At 28.8% G+C, this 20202-nt stretch carries 22 protein-coding genes; 8 read left to right on the top strand and 14 right to left on the bottom strand.

All coding sequences use genetic code 11. The features are described from left to right. Genes amrS through AEBR_RS03665 form a run of 4 tightly spaced genes read right to left on the bottom strand, consistent with a single transcriptional unit; the run spans position 1 to position 3116 of the window. A complete protein-coding gene (amrS, locus tag AEBR_RS03680) occupies positions 1-999 on the bottom strand; it encodes an AmmeMemoRadiSam system radical SAM enzyme (RefSeq protein WP_129088351.1) in 999 nt (332 codons plus the stop codon). A 4-nt stretch (positions 1000-1003) separates the two neighbouring features. Beyond that, positions 1004-1555 carry an AmmeMemoRadiSam system protein A gene (amrA, locus tag AEBR_RS03675; RefSeq protein WP_129088350.1) on the bottom strand — a complete coding sequence of 184 codons (552 nt, stop codon included), beginning with the start codon at positions 1553-1555 and terminating at the stop codon, positions 1004-1006. 9 nt (positions 1556-1564) lie between these two features. Continuing rightward, a complete protein-coding gene (gene hemH, locus AEBR_RS03670) occupies positions 1565-2500 on the bottom strand; it encodes a ferrochelatase (protein ID WP_129088364.1) in 936 nt (311 codons plus the stop codon). A 13-nt stretch (positions 2501-2513) separates the two neighbouring features. Then, on the bottom strand, positions 2514-3116 hold the full coding sequence (locus AEBR_RS03665) for an ATP-binding cassette domain-containing protein (RefSeq protein WP_129088349.1): 603 nt from the start codon (positions 3114-3116) through the stop codon (positions 2514-2516). 168 nt (positions 3117-3284) lie between these two features. Here AEBR_RS03665 and AEBR_RS03660 point away from each other — a divergent pair, with 168 nt between their 5' ends. Then, a complete protein-coding gene (locus tag AEBR_RS03660) occupies positions 3285-3563 on the top strand; it encodes a c-type cytochrome (protein ID WP_129088348.1) in 279 nt (92 codons plus the stop codon). Between the two features lie 32 nt (positions 3564-3595). Here AEBR_RS03660 and ccoS read toward each other — a convergent pair whose 3' ends face one another. Then, positions 3596-3823 (bottom strand): cbb3-type cytochrome oxidase assembly protein CcoS, encoded by a 228-nt coding sequence (gene ccoS / locus AEBR_RS03655; protein WP_128983525.1) that lies wholly within the window; start codon positions 3821-3823, stop codon positions 3596-3598. A gap of 8 nt (positions 3824-3831) precedes the next feature. After that, positions 3832-6273: a heavy metal translocating P-type ATPase gene (locus AEBR_RS03650; RefSeq protein WP_129088347.1), complete on the bottom strand. Its 2442-nt coding sequence runs from the start codon at positions 6271-6273 to the stop codon at positions 3832-3834. A 115-nt stretch (positions 6274-6388) separates the two neighbouring features. On the opposite strand from AEBR_RS03650, the gene AEBR_RS03645 reads away from it, so the two are divergent. Further along, a complete protein-coding gene (locus AEBR_RS03645; protein ID WP_129088346.1) occupies positions 6389-8011 on the top strand; it encodes an EAL domain-containing response regulator in 1623 nt (540 codons plus the stop codon). Here AEBR_RS03645 and gmk read toward each other — a convergent pair. Genes gmk through rpsB form a run of 5 tightly spaced genes read right to left on the bottom strand, consistent with a single transcriptional unit; the run spans position 8004 to position 11989 of the window. Continuing rightward, entirely contained in the window at positions 8004-8618 is a 615-nt protein-coding gene (gmk, locus tag AEBR_RS03640) for a guanylate kinase (protein WP_172658844.1), read from the bottom strand. The genes AEBR_RS03645 and gmk overlap by 8 nt on opposite strands. Continuing rightward, positions 8618-9415: a hypothetical protein gene (locus AEBR_RS03635; protein ID WP_129088345.1), complete on the bottom strand. Its 798-nt coding sequence runs from the start codon at positions 9413-9415 to the stop codon at positions 8618-8620. Before AEBR_RS03635 ends, gmk begins: the two co-directional genes overlap by 1 nt. Next, complete coding sequence (locus tag AEBR_RS03630) at positions 9415-10104, bottom strand: ABC transporter ATP-binding protein (protein WP_129088344.1); 690 nt, start codon at positions 10102-10104, stop codon at positions 9415-9417. Before AEBR_RS03630 ends, AEBR_RS03635 begins: the two co-directional genes overlap by 1 nt. A 27-nt stretch (positions 10105-10131) precedes the next feature. Further along, positions 10132-11181 (bottom strand): translation elongation factor Ts, encoded by a 1050-nt coding sequence (tsf, locus tag AEBR_RS03625; RefSeq protein WP_129088343.1) that lies wholly within the window; start codon positions 11179-11181, stop codon positions 10132-10134. 1 nt (position 11182) lies between these two features. Further along, positions 11183-11989 (bottom strand): 30S ribosomal protein S2, encoded by an 807-nt coding sequence (gene rpsB, locus AEBR_RS03620; protein ID WP_129088342.1) that lies wholly within the window; start codon positions 11987-11989, stop codon positions 11183-11185. 320 nt (positions 11990-12309) lie between these two features. Here rpsB and AEBR_RS03615 point away from each other — a divergent pair, with 320 nt between their 5' ends. Beyond that, on the top strand, positions 12310-13194 hold the full coding sequence (locus AEBR_RS03615) for an alpha/beta fold hydrolase (protein WP_129088341.1): 885 nt from the start codon (positions 12310-12312) through the stop codon (positions 13192-13194). Between the two features lie 10 nt (positions 13195-13204). Here AEBR_RS03615 and AEBR_RS03610 read toward each other — a convergent pair whose 3' ends face one another. The 3 genes from AEBR_RS03610 to AEBR_RS03600 form a co-directional block, all read right to left on the bottom strand. Beyond that, positions 13205-14188, bottom strand: a complete 984-nt coding sequence (locus tag AEBR_RS03610; RefSeq protein ID WP_129088340.1) for a hypothetical protein — start codon at positions 14186-14188, stop codon at positions 13205-13207. A 93-nt stretch (positions 14189-14281) separates the two neighbouring features. Further along, positions 14282-14590, bottom strand: a complete 309-nt coding sequence (locus AEBR_RS03605; protein WP_129088339.1) for a hypothetical protein — start codon at positions 14588-14590, stop codon at positions 14282-14284. Between the two features lie 531 nt (positions 14591-15121). Then, complete coding sequence (locus AEBR_RS03600) at positions 15122-16096, bottom strand: NAD(P)-binding domain-containing protein (RefSeq protein WP_129088338.1); 975 nt, start codon at positions 16094-16096, stop codon at positions 15122-15124. Positions 16097-16325: 229 nt separating this feature from the next. Between AEBR_RS03600 and AEBR_RS03595 the strand changes: the two genes are divergently transcribed. From AEBR_RS03595 to AEBR_RS03575, 5 genes are all read left to right on the top strand, one after another. Beyond that, positions 16326-17276: an AAA family ATPase gene (locus tag AEBR_RS03595; protein WP_129088337.1), complete on the top strand. Its 951-nt coding sequence runs from the start codon at positions 16326-16328 to the stop codon at positions 17274-17276. A 2-nt stretch (positions 17277-17278) separates the two neighbouring features. After that, the gene (locus tag AEBR_RS03590; RefSeq protein WP_129088336.1) at positions 17279-18112 is read left to right on the top strand and encodes a DUF58 domain-containing protein; all 834 of its coding nucleotides are present in this window, start codon (positions 17279-17281) and stop codon (positions 18110-18112) included. Beyond that, positions 18112-18498, top strand: coding sequence for a hypothetical protein (locus AEBR_RS03585; protein WP_129088335.1), 387 nt, complete (start codon positions 18112-18114; stop codon positions 18496-18498). Before AEBR_RS03590 ends, AEBR_RS03585 begins: the two co-directional genes overlap by 1 nt. After that, the gene (locus AEBR_RS03580) at positions 18491-19405 is read left to right on the top strand and encodes a vWA domain-containing protein (protein ID WP_129088334.1); all 915 of its coding nucleotides are present in this window, start codon (positions 18491-18493) and stop codon (positions 19403-19405) included. Before AEBR_RS03585 ends, AEBR_RS03580 begins: the two co-directional genes overlap by 8 nt. A 135-nt stretch (positions 19406-19540) precedes the next feature. Further along, positions 19541-20200, top strand: coding sequence for a thiol:disulfide interchange protein DsbA/DsbL (locus AEBR_RS03575; RefSeq protein WP_129088460.1), 660 nt, complete (start codon positions 19541-19543; stop codon positions 20198-20200). Positions 20201-20202: the final 2 nt, after the last annotated feature.

The raw sequence follows: 20202 nt of genomic DNA, 5'->3' as shown, positions 1-20202 counted from the left end.
CTACTCCTTAAAAATCCCTTCTAGTGGTTTTCTACAATTATTGCAATTGCCATTTTCTACTCTATATGATTTTACATTGAAATACTCTCTTGAGATTAATTTATTGCCACAATTATCACAAAAAGTATTGTTTTCAAAACCAATATTTCCTATATAAACATAATTCAAGTTCTCTTCTTTTGCTATTTCATAAGCACTTTTTAGACTTTGTAAAGAGGTTTTTGGAAGAGTTAACTCTTTGAAATCAGGATGAAAAGCAGAAATATGCCAAGGAACATTCACTCCCAAATTCTCTTTTATAAATTTTGCTATATTTCTTATTTCTTCATCAGAATCATTTCTTGTTGGAACAAGCAAAGTAGTAATCTCTAGCCAAATTCCATTTTTCTTGAAGTGTATTAAATTTTTTAAAACTTTTTCTAAATCTCCACCTAGTTTTGTTTTGTAGTAGTTGGCATTAAAAGATTTTAAATCAATATTTGCAGCATCAATTAAACCTTTCATATCATCTATTACCTCACTACTTTCATATCCATTACTTACAAAAACTGATTTTAAACCTCTCTTTTTTGCTTCAAGGGAAATATCTTTTGCAAAGGGATAAAAAATTGTTGGTTCGTTGTATGTATAAGAGATAGATTCACAGCCCCTTTGTAAAGCAATCTCAACAATCTCTTTAGGTGAAATATAGTTTGATTTATCTATATTTTTCTCTTGGGATATTCCATAGTTTTGACAATAGTTACAATGAAAGTTACATCCAACTGTCCCAAGTGACAAAGATTTTGAACCAGGCAAAAAGTGATAAAGAGGTTTTTTCTCTATTGGGTCGATATTAAAAGCACTTACATGTCCATATACCAAACATTCAATCTCTTTTCCGTTGTTTTTATTAACACCACAAACTCCAACTTGATTCTCTTTTAGTTCGCAATAGTGTGAACATAAAAGGCATATAAGTTTAGAAGAGTCTGTAGAAGAGCTTTTGTAATAGTTCATTTTTTTACTCTTTTATTTTTATTGCTTCGTAGGTTTCTATTTTAGGATATGTTGAGAGTTTTTGCGGATTTAATCCAGCTTTTTGACACAAATGAACCATAAACTCTTCAAAAGTTGATAACTCATCCCAAACTTGTGGTAAAAAAGTAGCCCTATGACCATCAAGCTGAAGAATTACTCCATGTTTTTTGGGTATTAGTTTACTTTTTAAATCTTCAAAATCTTTATACTCTAATGGCTCTGGTTTTGTTAATATTGATATCTCAATTCTTATTTTTTCAAACTCATTTTTAGTTAAAGGATTAAATCTAGGATCAGAAAAAGCTGCTGCTTTTGCATTATTTATAAGATCATCAAAAAGAGTTCTATGGGCAATTAAAGAGCCAATACAACCCCTTAATTTGCCATTTAGTGTTAGAGTTACAAAGGTTGCTTCTTGTTCTTTTAAAAAATCATAATTTTCTAAATAGCTCTCTTTATTTACCTTTTTATTTTCAAAAGTAGTTTCTATTGCTTCTTTTGCAATTTTAAGTAAAACTCTATTTTTTTCACTCACACTACTTCCTTATTTAAGGTTACATATCTCTTTTATTGCTTTGATAAAAAGATCACTATCATTTAAACATTTACAAACTTTATAATCTAAAACTCCTATCTCTTGGGCTTTCTCTTTATACTCAATACTTAATTCAAAATCTGTTTCAGAGTTATCAATCAAAAAAGCAATTGGATAGATAAGAACTTTCTCATTTCTATATTTTGTTAAAGCGTCATCAAGGGAAGGTTCAAGCCATTTTAAAGGTCCAACTTTTGATTGATATGCCAAAGAGATAGATTTGAAATTTATCTTTTTCTCTTTTAAAATTGCAGATAAAATTTCAACATGTTCATTTATCTGTTTTTCATAAGGATCACCACTATCTACAATTTTTTGAGGGAGCCCATGGGCTGAAAAGATTAAATTATACTCTTCATACTTTTCAACACTATTTTTAATTGTATCAACAATAGCTTCATTAAAAGTTCTATTTTGATAAAAAGGTTCAATCACCTCAATATGAAACTTTCTTCCAGCAGCCTCAATAAAATCTTCAACAGAAGATTTTGTTGTAGTTGTAGAGTATTGGGGATACATAGGAAAAAGTATCACATCTTTTGCTTTTTTATTTTCAAGTTCTTTTACAACCTCATTTGCAAAAGGAGGAGTATATCTCATTGCTTGATGTACACAAACCTCATCTAATTCATCATTTAATCTATGAACCAATTTTTCTGTTAAAGGATTTATAGGAGATCTATTTCCAATTTTTTCATAGTTTTCCCAAGCTGAGTCTTTTCTTGATTTTACAATAAATTTAGCAATCAAAGATCGCAGGAAATTGCTTTTTACAGTTAAGATATTTTTATCATTAAACATATTTGTTAAAAAAAGCTCTAATTCATTCTTATTTCTTGCTCCACCCATATTTAAAAGAACTAAACTCTTTTTACACTCTTTTATCATAATTTTATCCTTAAATTTCATTCAAATTTATAATCTTGTCACTGCACCATTTTGCAAGTGTCATGTCATGTGTAATCAACAGTATTGCACAATTATTTAATTGTTCAATTATTAACTTCATAACCTCAACTGCAATAATATTATCCAAAGCTGAAGTTGGTTCATCCACAAGTAAAAGTTCTGGTTGCATTAATAAAGCTCTTAATATAGAACATCTTTGAAGCTGTCCTCCACTTAATTCATGTGGTTTTTTATCAAGTAGTTTTATATCTAAAGAGAGCTGATCAAGCCTTTTTTTAAGCTCTTCCTTTAAAACTTTTAAATCTTTATGTACAACATCTTTTAATTGTTCTAAAATAGTAAATGAGGGATGAAAAGAGTTATACGGATCTTGATAAATTGAACTTATTCTACCAACATTTATCTTTCCTTTTAAAGGAGTAAGATTTTTACATATTAGTTCAAATAAAGTGCTTTTCCCACTTCCACTTGATCCAACTATTGATACTAATTCACCTCTATTCAAAATCAGATTAAAATCTTTATAAATTAACTTCTCTTTATCATACCCAAAAGTTAAATTATCTATCGTAAGTGCCTCTTTTTTGCTCATTATTCATCCTATTTTAACGATAACTATATACAAATTTAGATTAAAACTTAACTAAATTACACACCTAAAAAATTATAATATATTTTTATGCATTATCATTGTTCTACATAAGCTTAATACAAGATTAAATTGATAAAATTTGGTTTTATTATTTAAGGAGAGAACGTAATGAAGAAAATTGTTTTAGGAACAATGATTGCTGCTGCATCTTTAATGGCTGCTAGCTATGCACCTTGTGCTGCATGTCATGGGGCTGCTGCTGAAAAAGCTGCACTAGGGAAATCACAAGTAATCAAAGGTTGGCCAGTTGAAAAAACTGTTGCTGCTTTAAAAGGTTACAAAGATGGATCTTATGGTGGAGCAATGAAAGGTGTTATGAAAGGTCAAGTTGCAAGACTTTCTGACGCAGACATTGAAGATTTAGCAAAACAAATTGCTGCATTTTAATCAGTCTATATGAAAATTTATAGAAAAGTGAACTACTCTTGTGGTTCACTTTTTTTTTGGCTTTTTTGAGCCTCTTTTTTCTTATCCTCTTTTTTTACTGCATCATTTAAATCTTCAGTACTATCAAAAAGAAGACCCCCCATCATCTTTTCACTATCATCAAACTGTCCACCCTTTGCACCCCAAATAAACATACCTAAGACTGCAAAAGAGAGTATAACTCCAACAACTAACATCATTAAAAGAGTGTCATTTATCATCTATCTTCCTAACCTTTTAATTTGATTCTCATTGAGTTTGCAACAACTAATAGTGAACTTAAACTCATAGATAGTGCAGCAACTAATGGTATTACAAATCCAGCCATTGCAAGAGGAATTGTAATCATATTGTAAATCAAAGATAATAGCAGGTTTTCTTTTATAAACTTATATGTTCTTTTAGAGATCATAAATGCAAAATTAAGACTCTTTAATGAACTATTTAATAAAACTATATCTGAAACAGAGATTGTAATATCTGCTGAGTTCCCCATTGCAATAGAGACATCAGAACTAGCTAAAGCGACAGAATCGTTTATCCCATCTCCTGCCATAACAACTATTTTACCCTCTTCTCTTAGCTTTTTAATATAGTTTGCTTTCCCTATTGGATCAATATTAGAGACAACTTTTTTAATTCCTACTTTTGAAGCAACATTTTTTGCTACACTCTCATTGTCTCCTGTTAGCATTACAATATCTAAACCTTCTGCTTTTAGATTTTCTACTAACTCTTTTGCATCTTCTCTTATCTCATCTGCAAGTTCAAAGGTTGCAATAACTCTTCTATTTATAGCAAAAATATATACAGAGTTTTGGCTCTCAAAGTTGTAGTTGATTCTATTATCTTTTATTAGTTCCATATTCCCACCAATAATATGAAATAGTTTATCATCTACATTTGTATATTTAGCAACCATACCTTTTGCTTGAATATTTTTAACATCTATAATATTTTTAAGTTCCAAATTATCATACTTTTTCAAAAGATATTTTTTTACAGATTTTGAAATGGGGTGGCTTGAAGCATCTAAAAGGGAATAAAGAAGATTTAATTTGTGAATATTATCATCTAAAATTCTTGCTTTTTTAACTTTTAGCTCACCTTTTGTTATTGTTCCAGTTTTATCCATAACCAAAGTATTAGCCTTTGCCATGGTCTCTATAAATTTTGCCTCCTTAAACAGAAGCCCTTTTTTAGCAAGTTCAGAGATACCAATCAAACTTGCAATAGGAGTTGCTAAAGCTAAAGCACAAGGACAAGCAATAACAATTACAGAGATTGCAACAATAAATGATTTTTCAAAATGGTTTGTATTTTCATAATCAAAGCCTAAATCTAAACCAAAAAAGTACCAAACCAAAAAAGTAAGTAATGAAAGGGATAAAATTGAAACTGTAAACCCTTTTGAAACTTCATTTGCTTTATACTCTATCTCTGGTTTTGAACTCAAAGAATCCTCAAGAAGGGTTACTATTGAATTAAGTGTTGAGTCTTTATATGTTTTTGTTGTTTCATATCTAATTAGTGCATCATTATTGATAGTTCCACTATATATTGTATCTCCCATCTTTTTAAATACAGGAACAGATTCACCTGTTAAACTTGACTCATCAAAAGTTCCTTCACCACTAATGATTTTTCCATCAATGCAAACTTTTTCTCCACTTCTTATCTCAATAATATCACCCAATTCAATATTATTTAGTGCAATTGCTTTTTTAACTCCATCTTTTACTACAGTTGCTTCAAGGGGAATAGAACTTTTAATTTTATCCAAAGTATCAACTGCACTTTTCTTTCCAATAACTTCTAAATATTTACCAACTAAGACAAAGGTAATAATCATAGTTACAGAGTCAAAATAGCTCTCCCCTTTTCCTCCAAAAAGAACATAAAGTGAGTAAATATATGTAAGAGTAGCTCCTGAACTAACTAAAAAGTCCATATTTAAAACTCGGTTTCTTAAACCATAATATGCACCCCTAAAGAAAATCCATCCTGAATAAAAAAGAACTGGTGTTGTAAATACAAGCTCTGCAATATGTATATACTCTCTTATTTGTTCATCGATTCCTGTAAAAAATCCAGTATATTTGGCAACTGAAAGCATCATAATATTAACACTTGCAAAAACGGCAACCATCATTCTTATAAAATAGTCTCTTTTTGATTTTGCAGCTTGTTCATCTGCTACTGTTGAGTCATAAGCATAGGCATTGTAACCAATACTTCTAATTTTTAAAATAATTTGTGAAAGTTTTATTTTTTCATTGTCCCAAACAATTTTAGCTTTGTTGTTTGTGAAGTTTATATCCGCACTAATTATACCCTCTGTTTCAAAAAGAACTTTTTCATTTAACCAAACACAAGCGGCACAATGAATACCTTCAATAATTAAGTCAATCTTGTTATAACCATTTTCTGTAGTTTTTATAAAAGTATCTTCAAAGCTTTTTGTATCGAATCTTTCAACATCATCTTCAACTTCAATTGGTGGAGCTATTGTTTTGTTTCCTAGCTTTTCATAAAATGAGTCAAGTCCATCATCTTTTAAGATATGATAAACTCCTTGACACCCTTTACAACAAAAATTTAGTTCTCCCTCTTTAATCATCACTTTCTCGTCAAACACAAGATGACAGTGATTACATTTAACATCAGCCACAAATTTTCCTAAAATAATAAATTAATAATCAGTAATTATATTAAATGCTTATTGGTTAACATTTTTATAAAAGATATTATAATATTATATCGTAATAAGTTTGGAGTAAGTCTTAATGATATCAAATGTATCGATACTAAAAAATATAACAATTTTATACGCAGAAGATGAAGAGGCTCTAAGAGAGATAACCTTAAATATTTTAAAGGGTTTTACAAAGAAGCAATTTGTCGCGCAAAATGGTGCTGAAGGTTTAGAACTATTCAAGCAAAATGAATCAGAGATTGATTTAATTATCACAGATGTTAATATGCCTATTATGAATGGTCTTGAGATGATTAGAGAGATAAAAAGAATAAATCCAAACATTCCTATAATTGTAGCAACTGCATTTTCTAATACCGAATACCTTTTAGAAGCAATTGATATTGGGGTTGATAAATATGTTCTAAAACCAATTGATATGAAAAAACTTCTACAATTGATGAGTCAATCTCTTTTATACCATGAGTTAAAAGATTTATATATTGACAATCTAACACATCTTCCAAATAGAAATAAATTAAAAAAAGATTTAGAGGATTCTAATAAAGATTTAATTGCAATGATAAACATTGACAAGTTCTCTACAATAAATGACCTTTTTGGAGAACATAATGGGGACCAAGTCTTACTTAAATTCTCTGATACCCTACAAAAATATTTTAATAAAGAGTTATTCTCGATCTATAGAGTTGAAGCGGATAAATTTTTAGTAATCTCAAGAGAGTACGATTTAGATACCCAGGAGTTTTACAACCTTTGTAAAAAATTTGAAGATTTTATTGAAGAGGATCCTGTTTGTATTGATGAGCATGAGATTGATTTGAATATTACAATTGGTATTGCAAAAAGTAGTGATGGAAATGCCTATAAATATGCTCAAAGAGTTATCGCATATGCAAGAAAAAAATTTGAACCTATTTTAATTTACAATGACTCTTTTAATATCCAAGAATCTTTTGAAGAGAATATTAAATGGATTAAAAAGATTAGAAATGGTGTAAGAAACGGTAACTTCAAAGCCTACTTCCAACCAATTGTTGATACAAAAACAAAAGAGGTTTATAAATACGAAGCCTTAGTTAGATATATTGATGATGATGGTACAGTTGTATCTCCATACACATTTTTAGATATTGCAAAAAAAGCAAAGCTTTATCCAAATATTATAAAAATCATGATAAATGAGGCCTTTAATCTTATTAAAAATAAAGATAAAAGAGTTGCAGTTAATATCTCTTTTGAAGATATTGCAAGTGCTGCAACAATGAGTTATGTCTATAATGTAATAGAAAACAACAAAGAGTATGCTTCTAAATTAGAGTTTGAAATTTTAGAATCTGAAGAGATTTCTGATTTTTCTGAGGTTTTTAAATTTATTGAAAATATGAAAAAATATGAGTGTAAAATCGGAGTTGATGACTTTGGTGCAGGATACTCAAACTTTAATATGCTTGTAAATTTGGATATTGATTTTGTAAAAATTGATGGCTCTTTAATTAGAGGAATTAATGAATCAAGAAACCAACAAATCATTGTAAGAACAATAGATGAGTTTGCTAAAAAATTTGGATTTAAAACTGTTGCAGAGTTTGTATCAGATGAAAATATCTATAATGAAGTAAAAGAGATTGGAGTAAGTTACTCTCAAGGGTACTATTTTGATGCCCCTTTAAGTTATAGTGAAATTAGTTAATAAGCCAATTATTAACTATTTCATCACTAAATAATCTAGATTTTATTCTTGTAATATTTGCAATCGCAATTAACTCTTTTGAAGCCTTTTCTAAATCATCGTTTATTATTAAATAGTCATATTTTTTGAAAGATTTGATTTCTGTTTTAGCGTTTTCTATTCTTCTTTCAATTACCTCTTTTGAGTCAGTATTTCTACTATTTAATCTATTTTCTAACTCTTTTAATGAAGGTGTTGTAATAAAAACTGAAGTAACTATATCATCAAGTTTTTTTCTAACTATATTGTGCCCTTGTACATCTATATCAAAAATTACAAGTTTTCCTTCATCTACAGCAGCTCTTATAGGCTTTAGTGAAGTTCCATAGTAGTTTCCATGAACATTTGCCCACTCTAAAAACTCACCTTTTTTAATCCCCTCTTCAAACTCTTCTTTCGTAATGAAGTAGTAATCAACTCCATCTTTTTCACCAACTCTTGGTTCTCTTGTTGTTGATGAAATTGAAAAAGAGTAGTCCTCAATCTCTTCATACACTTTTTTTAGAAGTGTTGATTTACCGCAACCACTTGGTCCCGAGAGAATAAGTATTGCACCTTTTTTTCCCATTATTTACTAACCTTTAAACACATTGTTATATTTACATCTTCGCCGTTTGAGAGTCTATCAATTACACCTTGGTCAAATTTTTGTAAAAAAGGTTTTAACTCAGCAATTGAATAGTTATTTAAAATAAGTCTTCTTGGTTCATCATCTTTTGGTTTTTGCTCCAAATCAAACTCATACTCTTTTACTTCATTTAAAGCATCATCAATAATTGAACTAATATCTTTCCAATCATTTTCATCAACAGGCATATTGTAATTAGATGATAACTCATCATCATGCAACAAATCACTTATTTTAGTTAATTCACTATTATCTAAAACACCACCATTATTTAGTGAAGCAATAGTTACTATGCTCTCATCACTCTCTTCTTCTATATCACTTGCAATATCATCAGCTAGAGATTCCACATAATTTGAAATAACTTTTTCTTCATCAAAACCATCTTCTATAAACTCTTTTTTTAGTCTATTTTCTACTTTTTCATCATCTTTAATAAACTCAACTTGCTCTTTTAATAACATCTCTAAAGTTGCTGGAAGGAAAGGTCTGTTTATAATAAAATCTCTTGCTTTATCAAAAGGAAGTTCTTCACTAACAATTGCAGCAAGTTTTTTTGTATGGCTTTTAAAAGAGTTAAAGCTCTCGTTTACAAACTCTTCATCAATTACCATAATATCGCTGTTATCACTTGTATTTAAGTTTTCACTAACCAAAAGTTTTATACCCATTTTTGCACATACAAGTGTGAATATTTTTTCTATAATTGGTGTTTTTGTCACTAAAATCAAATTCATTATTTCAACTCTTTTAACTCTAAGTTTTCTAATTTATAGACTTTATCACACTGCATTGCCAACTCATTTTCATGGGTTACAAGAATCATGCCAGAGTCATTCTCTTTTATATATTCATGAAGTGTCTGCATTACTATTTGTGCTGTCTGCTTATCAAGATTACCTGTGGGTTCATCTGCAAATATAATTTTAGGTTTTTTTGTAAGAACTCTTGCAATTGACAGCCTTTGTTGTTGTCCGCCACTTAGTTCACCAACACCTTGTTTTAGAACAAAATCAATATTTAGCCTTTTTAACAGCTCCTCATCAATACTGTTTCCACTTAAAAGTGTAGCAACCTCTAAATTATCATTTGCAGTAAAACCTCTAAAGAGGTAATGTGCTTGAAATATTATACCAAAATCTTCTCTTCTTATATTTAAAAGCCTCTTTTTTTTACTTTTATATATATCTTCTTTATTATAAATTATTTCACCAAATTTTGGTTTTAAAAGAGAACTTAATATATTTAATAGTGTAGATTTACCGCTACCACTAATTCCTATAATAGCAATTGACTCTTTTTTTTCTAATGTTAGATTTATATTTTCGAAAAGTTTATAATCAAATTCGTGAGTTAGATTTTTTGCTTCAAGCAGTATATTTTTGTCAGAGCTTATGGGTGTTTGTTTGTTTATTGTTTCACCCATTACTCTGACTTCTTATTTCGCTATTGCTTATTTACCCATTTGAGCTGCAACTTCTGCTGCGAAATCTTCTTCTTTTTTCTCGATACCTTCACCAAGTTCGAATCTTACATACTCAACAATCTCTATTGATGAATCAACAGCTTTAATAGCTTCTTCAACACTCATAGAATCATCCATAACGTATGTTTGAGATAATAGTGCGTGAGTTTTATCTAATTGAGAGTTATCTTCAATCCATCTTGCAATTTTACCTGTAAGAATGTTTTCAATAATTTTTTCTGGTTTACCTTGCGCAAGTAACTCATCTCTCATCTCTTTTTTAGCTGCTTCAATTGCCTCTTCAGTTAATTGTTGTCTTGTAACAAACTGAGGGATATTTTTAAGAGGTTTTTTAAGTCTTACTAACTCTTCATTCTCTTTTTCAATATCAGCAATAATAGCTTTATTTTCAGATTCAATAAAATCTGCATCTAAATCTTTATATGAAATAACAGTTGGTTTCATTGAAGCTGCATGCATTGCAACTTTTTTTAATAAATCAACAGTTTTTTCTTTTGCAGCATCAGAGCAAGTTGCTGCTAAAATAACACCAACTTTACCCATATGAACATAACCATTTACAACACCATTATCAGTTGAAATAGTTACCATTTTTCTAGCAACAATGTTTTCACCGATAGTTGCAATTTTTCCATTTAAATACTCTTCAAAAGTTGTACCATTAATAGTTGTTTTTAATAATTCAGAAGACTCAGTACAACCATGTGCTTGAACATGAGAAGTGATCTCTTTTGTTAAATTAATAAATTGGTCATTTTTTGCAACGAAGTCAGTTTGTGAGTTAACTTCAGTCATAGTTACTTTAGTAGAGTCCTCATTAACTAAAATTGTAATAAGACCTTCTGCAGCAACATTACCACTTTTTTTAGCAGCTTTTGCAAGACCAGCTTCTCTTAAGAATTTCATTGCATCATCAATATTACCATCACACTCATTTAAAGCGTTTTTGCAATCAAGCATTCCTGCACCAGATTTTTCTCTTAACTCTTTGATTAGTTTTGGAGTTGCTCCTGCCATCTTATGCTTCCTCTGTTTTTTCTTCAGTTTCTACTGCTTCAGCTTCACCTTCTGCTACAGCTTCTGCAACTACTTCTTGTACCTCTTCTTCAGATACTGGAGCTTCAAGTTCTGTACCAGTCTCGTCTGCTAACGCAGCTCTACCTTCGTTCATTGCTTCTGCCATTTCATCACAAAATAGTTGAATTGATCTAATTGCATCGTCGTTTCCTGGGATTGGATAGTCAACAACATCTGGGTCACAGTTAGTATCAAGTGGTGCTACAACTTTGATTCCTAATCTTCTAGCTTCTTGGATAGCGATTTTTTCTTTTACTGCATCTAAAACAAACATTAAATCTGGAAGTTTGTTCATCTCTTTAATACCACCAAGATAAAGTTCTAATTTTTCTTCTTTTCTTGTAAGCATTAAAGCTTCTTTTTTAGTTAAAAGGTCTAATTGACCCTCTTCTCTCATTTTTTTAATTACTTCTAATTTTCTAATTGATTTTTTAATTGTTCCGTAGTTAGTTAACATTCCACCTAACCATCTGTGGTTTACATAAGGCATTCCACATTTAATAGCTGCATCTTTTACAGCTTGACTAGCTTGTTTTTTTGTACCAACGAAAATCATTGTTTGACCTTCTGCTGCTGCATCTCTAACTACATTGTATGTATATCTGAAATATCTTAACGTTTTTTGTAAGTCAATGATATAGATATTTTTTCTTACACCGAAAATGAATTTTTTCATTTTTGGATTCCATCTTCTTGTTTGGTGTCCGAAGTGTACACCACACTCTAATAGGTCTTTCATAGTAACCATAGTTTTTCCTTGTTTTATAATATTATGTCTTCTTTTTTCACACAAAAATAAATTTTGCTAAAAAGAAGCAAAAACCTAAAGAGAACACACGAGTTGTTCTTTTTTAAGTCATCTGGGTTTAGCCTCTGTGCCCCTTAATGGCAAGTACAATTAACTTGTCACAACCCATACCAGGATTGACACATGAGAGGTTTTCTATTTAAAATAGAGTCGTGATTTTATCTAAGTTAACTTTAATACTTCTTTAAGTTAACATTTTTTGATAAATATTTATATTTTTCTCTTTTATTTTTGCTAAAATTTTTCAAAAAAGGATATTTATGCTTTTTCCAAATATTTTTAAAGAAGAATCAATAGAGGTAAATGGTGTTAAAATAAATTTTAAACACACAGGAATTGGCAAACCCCTTTTATTAATCCATGGCTATCCTCAAACTCACATTATGTGGCATAAAATTGCCCCTACTTTAGCAAACTCTTTTTATATAGTTTGTCCAGATTTAAGAGGATATGGGAAAAGCTCTAAACCAAAGGGTTTAGAAAACCATGAAAACTACTCTAAAAAAAATATGGCAAAAGATATGGTTGAACTTATGAACTATTTAGGATTTGATAAGTTTTTTGTAGCTGGACATGATAGAGGGGCTAGAGTAACTCACAGATTATGTTTAGATTATCCAAATCAAGTTTTAAAAGCTTGTGTTATGGATATTGCTCCAACTTTTCATATGTTTGAAAATACAGACCAAATTTTTGCAACAGGTTATTACCACTGGTTTTTTCTAATACAACCAGATAATCTTCCTGAAACTATGATAGAAGCTAATCCAGAATATTATCTAAAAGAGAAACTAAAAAGATGGAGTGCAAAAGATGTAGCCTTTGAAAAGAAATTTGACAGTGAGGCTTTAGATGAGTATGTAAAATGTTTTGATAAAGAATCTATTCATGCAACTTGTGAAGATTATAGAGCAGCAGCAACTATAGATATGAGTGATGATAGGAAAGATAGAAATAGAAAAATAGATACACCTCTTTTGGTTCTTTGGGGAGCAAAAGGGTTTATAAATAGAACTTACAAGGTTTTAGATGTTTGGAGTGAATATGCCACAAAGGTAAGTGGCAAGGCACTTGATTGTGGGCATTTTTTGCCAGAAGAGAAACCTTTGGAGGTTATAGATGAGTTGGAGAGGTTTTTCAAATAAACATTTAAATTCAATTATTATCTAATATTTCATTAAATGCTGAATAAAAAACTTTTTCTAAATACATATTTTGTTTATTAGAAAAAAATATTGATATATGTTTTTTTTGGTCAGTTTTCTTTTGTTTAAAAAACTCAATGATTTTCTCAAAAGAATTATCTATTAAAATTTCGTAATCAATTATTGAAAGAATTATAACATTGTCTATAAATTCATAATTAATATTATCTTTTAGAAGTTCTATTCTACTTTCCAATAAAAGAGTATGAGTATGTATAACAATAATGGCATATTTATTTTCTACACTTATATGATCAAATGTTGATTTAATTTGGCTAAATGCTTTATTTATAGTCTCAATAAAATTCTTCTTAATGTGAGGTAAGTCTCCATTTAGAATCATTTCATCATTCACTGGTAATAATTTACTTTCAATTACAATTGTAGAATTATCTTTTAATAAATAATATTCTGCTTTTTCTTTTTTAATTTCAGTAATCAATTCATTACATTCATATATATATTCATTATGTCTAAATTTAGTTAACCTTCTAGTATAATTTTCGAATGTATTTCCAAACTCACGCTTAAAATTTTGTGGTTTTACTTGTAAATCATTCAATGTTTTAAAGAGCTTATATGTTAAAGACTCTATCAGTGCATTTAAAGAAGGTATAAAATAAAAATCATCAGATAAATCAATAATTGGAAATTGTTCAATTAATCTTGTTGTCTTTATTTTATCTTTAGTATTTCCTAATTCTTTTGATTTTAGTCTATACTGTTTGATACTGATTGACATAATATTTATAAACTTATTAAAATTCTTAGCTGTTATTTTAGAATCATATTCTTTTAGTAATCTAAAAATACTACTAAAATCAAAAGGTTTATATATATTGTGTTTATCAATATTTAGTGCCGTAAAAAATAAAATTTGTTTAGGAGATAATCCAAAAAATTGTTTAAGTAACATTTCTTTATCTTTAAACAAATCTAATAATCTTCCAAAATTATTAACTGCAGGGGAGTATCTTCTTAATTGTTCATCAGCATATCTTGATAAAGCAATATTTAAAGATGAATTTCAATCATTTTTAAAATTTTTTTCATTATCTTTACTATTTAAATATAGTGATACAAATTTTCTATAATCAAATTTTGTAGGTAATGCATTGATATTTACTTTTGTATTTTTATAATCAGAAAAACGAATTGCTAAATCTACAATAATTAAATACCAATTAGGATTCTGTAATAAATTTCTTTCTGAATCATTATGCTCAATTTTTTTTATTTTATCGTCAGTCATATTCTCTAAAATTTTTATAAACACTAACCATTCAAAAGTAGTATATGTTTTAATGTGATTTATAATTACTTTATTATTATTCATTAATATAACCTATTCACAATATTTAATTTGATATTGATTTTTCTTAAAATTTATTAACTAATCATATAAACATATATAATACTAGATTTTACTTTTTTATGTACTTATTTATTTCTTTTTTTTATAATAAATACAGCATTTCTTTAAAGCCTAAAGGCTTTCACTTTAATACTTTTTTGTAGAAAAAAGTATTGCAAAAACTACCAACGTCTTCACTGTTTGCTACGCAAATTCCCTCAAAGAGAAACAAAATATTTATTGCGTTGCGGAACTTATATAATACATTTAAGGGAATATGATAATATATTTCCTTAAATGTATTATATAAGTTCCGCAGGTCAGAAAATTATATCTATATTCAAGGAACTCTGAAAGAGCTTTAACATCGTGTCTGGTTGCTTTTGGCGCAACCTTTTTCAACAAAAAGGTTGTAAGCGCTACTCTCGTAAGAGAGAGCAAGAGAACTTGTGATACGCGAAGCGTACACAAGAAAGGTTTTATTAAAGAATAAAAGGAAACCTCCTTTTATTCCTAAGCACTTATTGCTTCCCTAACCTCTACCTCAGCAAAATCAGTTACTATATTATACCCATGATTTAAAGCTAGTGCAATTGAACCACCAATTGAACCACAAATATCTCCTGCAAGATAAACCCCTGCACTATTTTTATTCTTTTCATCTATAAAAGGTTTCTCATTTTCATCTAAACTAACACTGCAACTTTTCAAAAACTCTTTTGGAGTAACTCCACCTAAAGCATAGATTATTCTGTCATATTTCCCTATTGTTCCATCATTATAAAAAACTTTAAATTTTCCATCTTCATCTTCTATTTTTTCTATATCAACCCCAAGTTTTGCTTCAATTTCACCATCTTCTATACAATTCATAAGATTCTTTACATTTTTTGGATTTGCTTTTGTAATCTCTTCTCTTCTATAATTAAAAGTTACCCTATTATCTTGATGAATAAAATATGCATATTCACAAGCACTATCTCCACCACCTACAACTAATACATCCTCATTTCCTTTACAATCAGATATTGTGTGGTTTGCTTTTAGTTTTAAACTTGATGGAATTTTATAGTCTGGTTTATTTGGTTTTCCCATTTTCCCTATTGCTACAACAACTCTTTTTGAAAAATATGTTTCACCTGTAGTTGTCTCTATTTTAAATCTATTTTTTAGCTTGCTTACCTTTGAAATCTCTGTATTAAATTTTGCATCAATTAACTTTTTTCCCAAAGACTCCTCAAACAGATCAAGTGTACTCTCTTTTGTTCCATCTTGAAAATCTATATGACCTTTTAGCTCTACTTCTATTCCTTTCCAATCCTTATCAACTGGTTTATTATCATTAAAATATTTTCTAATTGTTTGAGAGTGATTATCACCTTTTTCAAACATTAAGATTTTTTTAACACCGAAGATGACTGCTTCACATGAAGTTGCAATTCCTGCTGGACCAGCACCAATGATTGCTATATCGTATACACTTTTCATATCAATCTCCTTAGTTTTTTTATATTATATATAACCCATTATACCTCTTGAAATAATTTATTTAAAAATTTATTGTCTATAAATTAATCAAAATTTTTTGAGTCTAAAGTGAGTTTTAACTACCCTAGTTAACTACTATTTTAAGGTTTTTTTAAGGTATTATTTTAAGCTGTTAAAACCTTTCTTTTGATAGAATATCTAACTTAAAAAAGATATAAAAGAAGTATTGATGTCACAAACAAAAATCACAGAGATAAAAAATGAGATAGCTAAAGTTGTAGTGGGGCAAGAGGATATGATAAACTCAATCCTAATTGGTCTTTTAACAAATGGTCATATTTTACTTGAAGGGGTTCCAGGTTTAGCAAAAACAACTACTGTTAAAACAGTAGCAAATGTTGTTGATCTAAAATTTAAGAGGGTTCAATTTACACCTGATCTGCTTCCAAGTGATATTATTGGAGCTCAAATTTTTGATATGAAAACAGGTGATTTCAAAATCAAAAGAGGTCCCATATTTACAAATCTTCTTTTAGCAGATGAGATAAATAGAGCTCCAGCAAAAGTTCAATCAGCACTTTTGGAAGTTATGCAAGAGAGACAAGTAACAATTGCAGATGATACTTTTATAGTGGAATCACCCTTTTTAGTTCTTGCTACTCAAAATCCAATTGAACAAGAGGGAGCTTATAGTTTGCCTGAAGCCCAACTTGATAGATTTATGTTTAAAATAGTTGTTGGGTATAACACAAAAGAACAAGAGTATGAGATTGCAAAAAAAGTTACTTCAAATGAGATTTTAGAACTAAATAAAATCATCACCAAAGAGGAGCTTCAAACTTTAAAAAAAGAGGTTCAAAATATCCATATTGATAAAGAGCTTGAAGAGTATATTGTAAATATCATTTGTGCAACAAGAGAGCCTGAAAATTATGGCTTAGAAGAGATAAAAGAGTATATACAATTTGGGGCAAGTCCTAGGGCAACTATTGATATGTTTAAAGCTGTAAAAGCCATGGCATATATAAGAGGCAATGAATATGTAACTCCTATTGATATAGCACTGGTTGTTAAAAATGTATTAAGACACAGAATAATCTTAAGTTACGAAGCTGAGGCTTTAGATATACAAGTGGATGATTTGATTCATAAAGTATTAGAGAAGATTGATATACCATAAAGATGAACCAAACTTTAAAAAAGATTTTAATAAAAACAAAAAGAAATATCTTTTCAGAAATTATAGGAAATAACTCCTCTTTATTAAAAGGGGAAGGTTATGACTTTTTAGAGTTAAAAGAGTATGAATATGGAGAAGATGTTAAAAATATTGATTGGTTGATTTCTGCAAAATTTTCAAAACCCTTTGTAAAAGTTTTCCATGCACAAAAAGAGTTAAATATAAATATTATTCCCATACTTAGTGGCTCTATATATTTTGGAACAAAAAAATTCAAACAAGATTTGGTAACTGAAATTTGTTCAATTTTGGGTTACTCTTGTGTGAAACAGGGGGATCCTTTTAGCTCTTTTATAGCAAATGAGAGTGTTGAACTTTGTACAAAAAAATCAAAAAGAAATTTTGCAGTTACAAAGATGAGTGAAGCTATTTTTAACTATAAATGTATAGGTAAAAATAGTAACCTAAATATGATAATAGATGAACTTTTTAAAAAAATAAAAAAAAGGTCAATCATCTTTTTAATTGGAGATTTTTTTGATATAAAAGGGGTTGATTTTAGACTTTTAAGCAAAAAACATGAAGTTATAGCAATAATAGTTAGAGACAAATTTGAAGAATCCCCTTTTGAACTAGGAAATGTTAATTTAGTTGATCCCCAAACAAATCAAGTCTTTGATGGAAATATAAATGGATCTATTGTAAAAGAGTATAAAAAAAGAGTTAAACAAAATGACAGCAAACTTTTAGAGCATTTCCAAAAGTGTGGAATAAAGTTTACAAAAATCTATACAAATGAAGAGCCCTTGCCAAAACTTCTGAGGTTGATGAGATAATGAATGATTTAAAAATAAATGATATAAAAGAGTTAGTGGATATTCCTGATTATTCACTATATCTTTATATGTTTCTTTGGATTTTAGCTTGTTTAGTTCTTTTTGTTTTAGTTTTTATTCTTATTAAGTTTATTAGTAGTAGAGGAAAAAACAAAAGAAAACTCTACTATAAAACTCTAAAAGAGTTGGATTTAAGTGATTCAAAAAAAGCCTCTTATGAAATAACAAAATATGTAAGACTTTTAAGCCATAGTGATAGGGAAAAAAAGTTAGCTCATGAATTAATAGAAGAGTTGGAAAACTACAAATATAAAAAAGATGTTAAAGAGTTTGGAAGCAATGCAAAGATTCTATTTGGTAGATTTATGGATAATGTAGATGTATAATTATTTACTTACTATAAAATTTGAATATCCTTATTTGCTTCTGTTAATACTACTCTTTATATTTTGTTCAATCTTTTGTAAAGCAAAAATTCCAACCTATATAATGCCCCATCTTAATATTTTTGAACAAAGTAGACATAAATCTTTACTTCTTACAACTATACTAAAATATCTAGTTATTGTTGGTTCTATTATTGCCTTAAGTTCTCCATATAGACAACTAGATACACAAATTATAAAAAATGATGGTATTGATATTGTTTTAAGTCTTGATACAAGTGGCTCTATGAATGAAAAAGGATTAAATACCGAAAATCAAAATGAAAACAGATTTAATGTTGTAAAAGATATTGTTAAAGATTTTATCCCAAAAAGAGTAAATGATAATATTGCAATAGTAGTTTTTGGAACTTCAGTTATGATGGCAACACCACTTAGTTTTGACAAAGAGGCTCAAAAAGAGATTGTTGACTATTTAGAAGTTGGAATAGTGGGGGATAGAACAGCTATGATTGATTCTTTAGCCTCAAGTGTAAATATTTTAAAAACTTCAAAAGCTAAATCAAAAATTGTAATACTTCTTAGTGATGGAGAGGATAATGCGAGTAATATCCCTTTGGAAGTGGTAATTAAACTTTTGGAAAAATACTCAATAAAAGTCTATACAGTGGGAATTGGAAACTCAAATAAAATTATATTAAATCAAATCTCAAAAGCAACAAATGGGAAATCATATATTGCATACTCAAAAGATGATTTAAGAGATATTTACAATGAAATTGACTCCTTAGAAAAAAGTAAAATAGAGAGCAATAAAATCACTTTAAAAGAATATCTCTTCTTTTATCCTCTATTTTTGGCTATTCTTTCTCTGATTTTATATATCTACTTAAAAAATAGAGAATAAATTTTTCTCTATTTTTTTATCTTTAAACTCCTTTTTAAATCATTTCAAAATTTTATTTTTCTTTAAGATTCACATTAGAACTCTATTAGAGTGACTTCTTATAATTACAATATAAATTCATTTAAGGAGTAAAAAATGATGTTAAAAAGAAAAGTAGGAGCATTGCTAATAACAGCAGTAGCACTATTAGGAGCGGATTTTCAAGAGGGAGTAAATTATACTAAATTAGATCAACCTCTAAATGTGGAAAAAAACACAATAGTAAAAGTATTTAGTTTTACTTGTCCATTTTGTTATAAATATGATAAAGCAGTAACAGAACCAGTAATTACACAAGTACTTAAAGATAAACCAGAGGCAAGCTTTGAAGTATGGCATTTGTATTCAAAAGGTAAATATGGACAACAAGGTTCAAACCTAATGGCAGTAGCACGTGCAAGAGATATAAAAGCAGGTATCACAAGTGTGTTTGATAAACATGGATTACTTAAAAAAATGAAATTTACATACTATAAAGCATACCATGATAAAAATCAAAGATGGGATAGTGGTGAAGATGATTTCTATAAAGCAGGATTTGAGATTTTAGGGATTTCAAGTAAAGCAGATTTTGAAAAAGAAGTTGCATCACCAGAAGTACAAGAGTTACTAAAAAGATGGGAGCCTGCATACCCAATTGCAAAAATCCAAGGGATTCCAGCATTTGTAGTAAATGGTAAATATTTACTAAAAACACAAGCTATAAAATCAAGAGATTATATGGTTGAGTTAGTTGAATATCTTCTAAAAAAATAAGG

It is taken from the genome of Halarcobacter ebronensis (assembly GCF_013201825.1).
Lineage (GTDB): Bacteria > Campylobacterota > Campylobacteria > Campylobacterales > Arcobacteraceae > Halarcobacter > Halarcobacter ebronensis.
Note: the sequence above shows the minus strand (reverse complement) of the source record. Positions and strands in the feature narration are given on the sequence as shown.

Excerpts from the sequence above, each read along its gene's own strand:
- AEBR_RS03630 (WP_129088344.1), bottom strand. The coding sequence starts at position 10,104 with ATGGGTGAAACAATAAACAAACAAACACCCATAAGCTCTGACAAAAAT.
- AEBR_RS03585 (WP_129088335.1), top strand. The coding sequence starts at position 18,112 with ATGAATGATTTAAAAATAAATGATATAAAAGAGTTAGTGGATATTCCT.
- gmk (WP_172658844.1), bottom strand. The coding sequence starts at position 8,618 with ATGGGAAAAAAAGGTGCAATACTTATTCTCTCGGGACCAAGTGGTTGC.
- rpsB (WP_129088342.1), bottom strand. The coding sequence starts at position 11,989 with ATGGTTACTATGAAAGACCTATTAGAGTGTGGTGTACACTTCGGACAC.
- amrS (WP_129088351.1), bottom strand. The coding sequence starts at position 999 with ATGAACTATTACAAAAGCTCTTCTACAGACTCTTCTAAACTTATATGC.
- AEBR_RS03635 (WP_129088345.1), bottom strand. The coding sequence starts at position 9,415 with ATGAATTTGATTTTAGTGACAAAAACACCAATTATAGAAAAAATATTC.
- AEBR_RS03600 (WP_129088338.1), bottom strand. The coding sequence starts at position 16,096 with ATGAAAAGTGTATACGATATAGCAATCATTGGTGCTGGTCCAGCAGGA.
- AEBR_RS03605 (WP_129088339.1), bottom strand. The coding sequence starts at position 14,590 with ATGAATAATAATAAAGTAATTATAAATCACATTAAAACATATACTACT.
- AEBR_RS03660 (WP_129088348.1), top strand. The coding sequence starts at position 3,285 with ATGAAGAAAATTGTTTTAGGAACAATGATTGCTGCTGCATCTTTAATG.
- AEBR_RS03575 (WP_129088460.1), top strand. The coding sequence starts at position 19,541 with ATGATGTTAAAAAGAAAAGTAGGAGCATTGCTAATAACAGCAGTAGCA.
- AEBR_RS03595 (WP_129088337.1), top strand. The coding sequence starts at position 16,326 with ATGTCACAAACAAAAATCACAGAGATAAAAAATGAGATAGCTAAAGTT.
- AEBR_RS03580 (WP_129088334.1), top strand. The coding sequence starts at position 18,491 with ATGTATAATTATTTACTTACTATAAAATTTGAATATCCTTATTTGCTT.
- ccoS (WP_128983525.1), bottom strand. The coding sequence starts at position 3,823 with ATGATAAATGACACTCTTTTAATGATGTTAGTTGTTGGAGTTATACTC.
- AEBR_RS03645 (WP_129088346.1), top strand. The coding sequence starts at position 6,389 with ATGATATCAAATGTATCGATACTAAAAAATATAACAATTTTATACGCA.
- AEBR_RS03665 (WP_129088349.1), bottom strand. The coding sequence starts at position 3,116 with ATGAGCAAAAAAGAGGCACTTACGATAGATAATTTAACTTTTGGGTAT.
- AEBR_RS03590 (WP_129088336.1), top strand. The coding sequence starts at position 17,279 with ATGAACCAAACTTTAAAAAAGATTTTAATAAAAACAAAAAGAAATATC.
- tsf (WP_129088343.1), bottom strand. The coding sequence starts at position 11,181 with ATGGCAGGAGCAACTCCAAAACTAATCAAAGAGTTAAGAGAAAAATCT.
- AEBR_RS03615 (WP_129088341.1), top strand. The coding sequence starts at position 12,310 with ATGCTTTTTCCAAATATTTTTAAAGAAGAATCAATAGAGGTAAATGGT.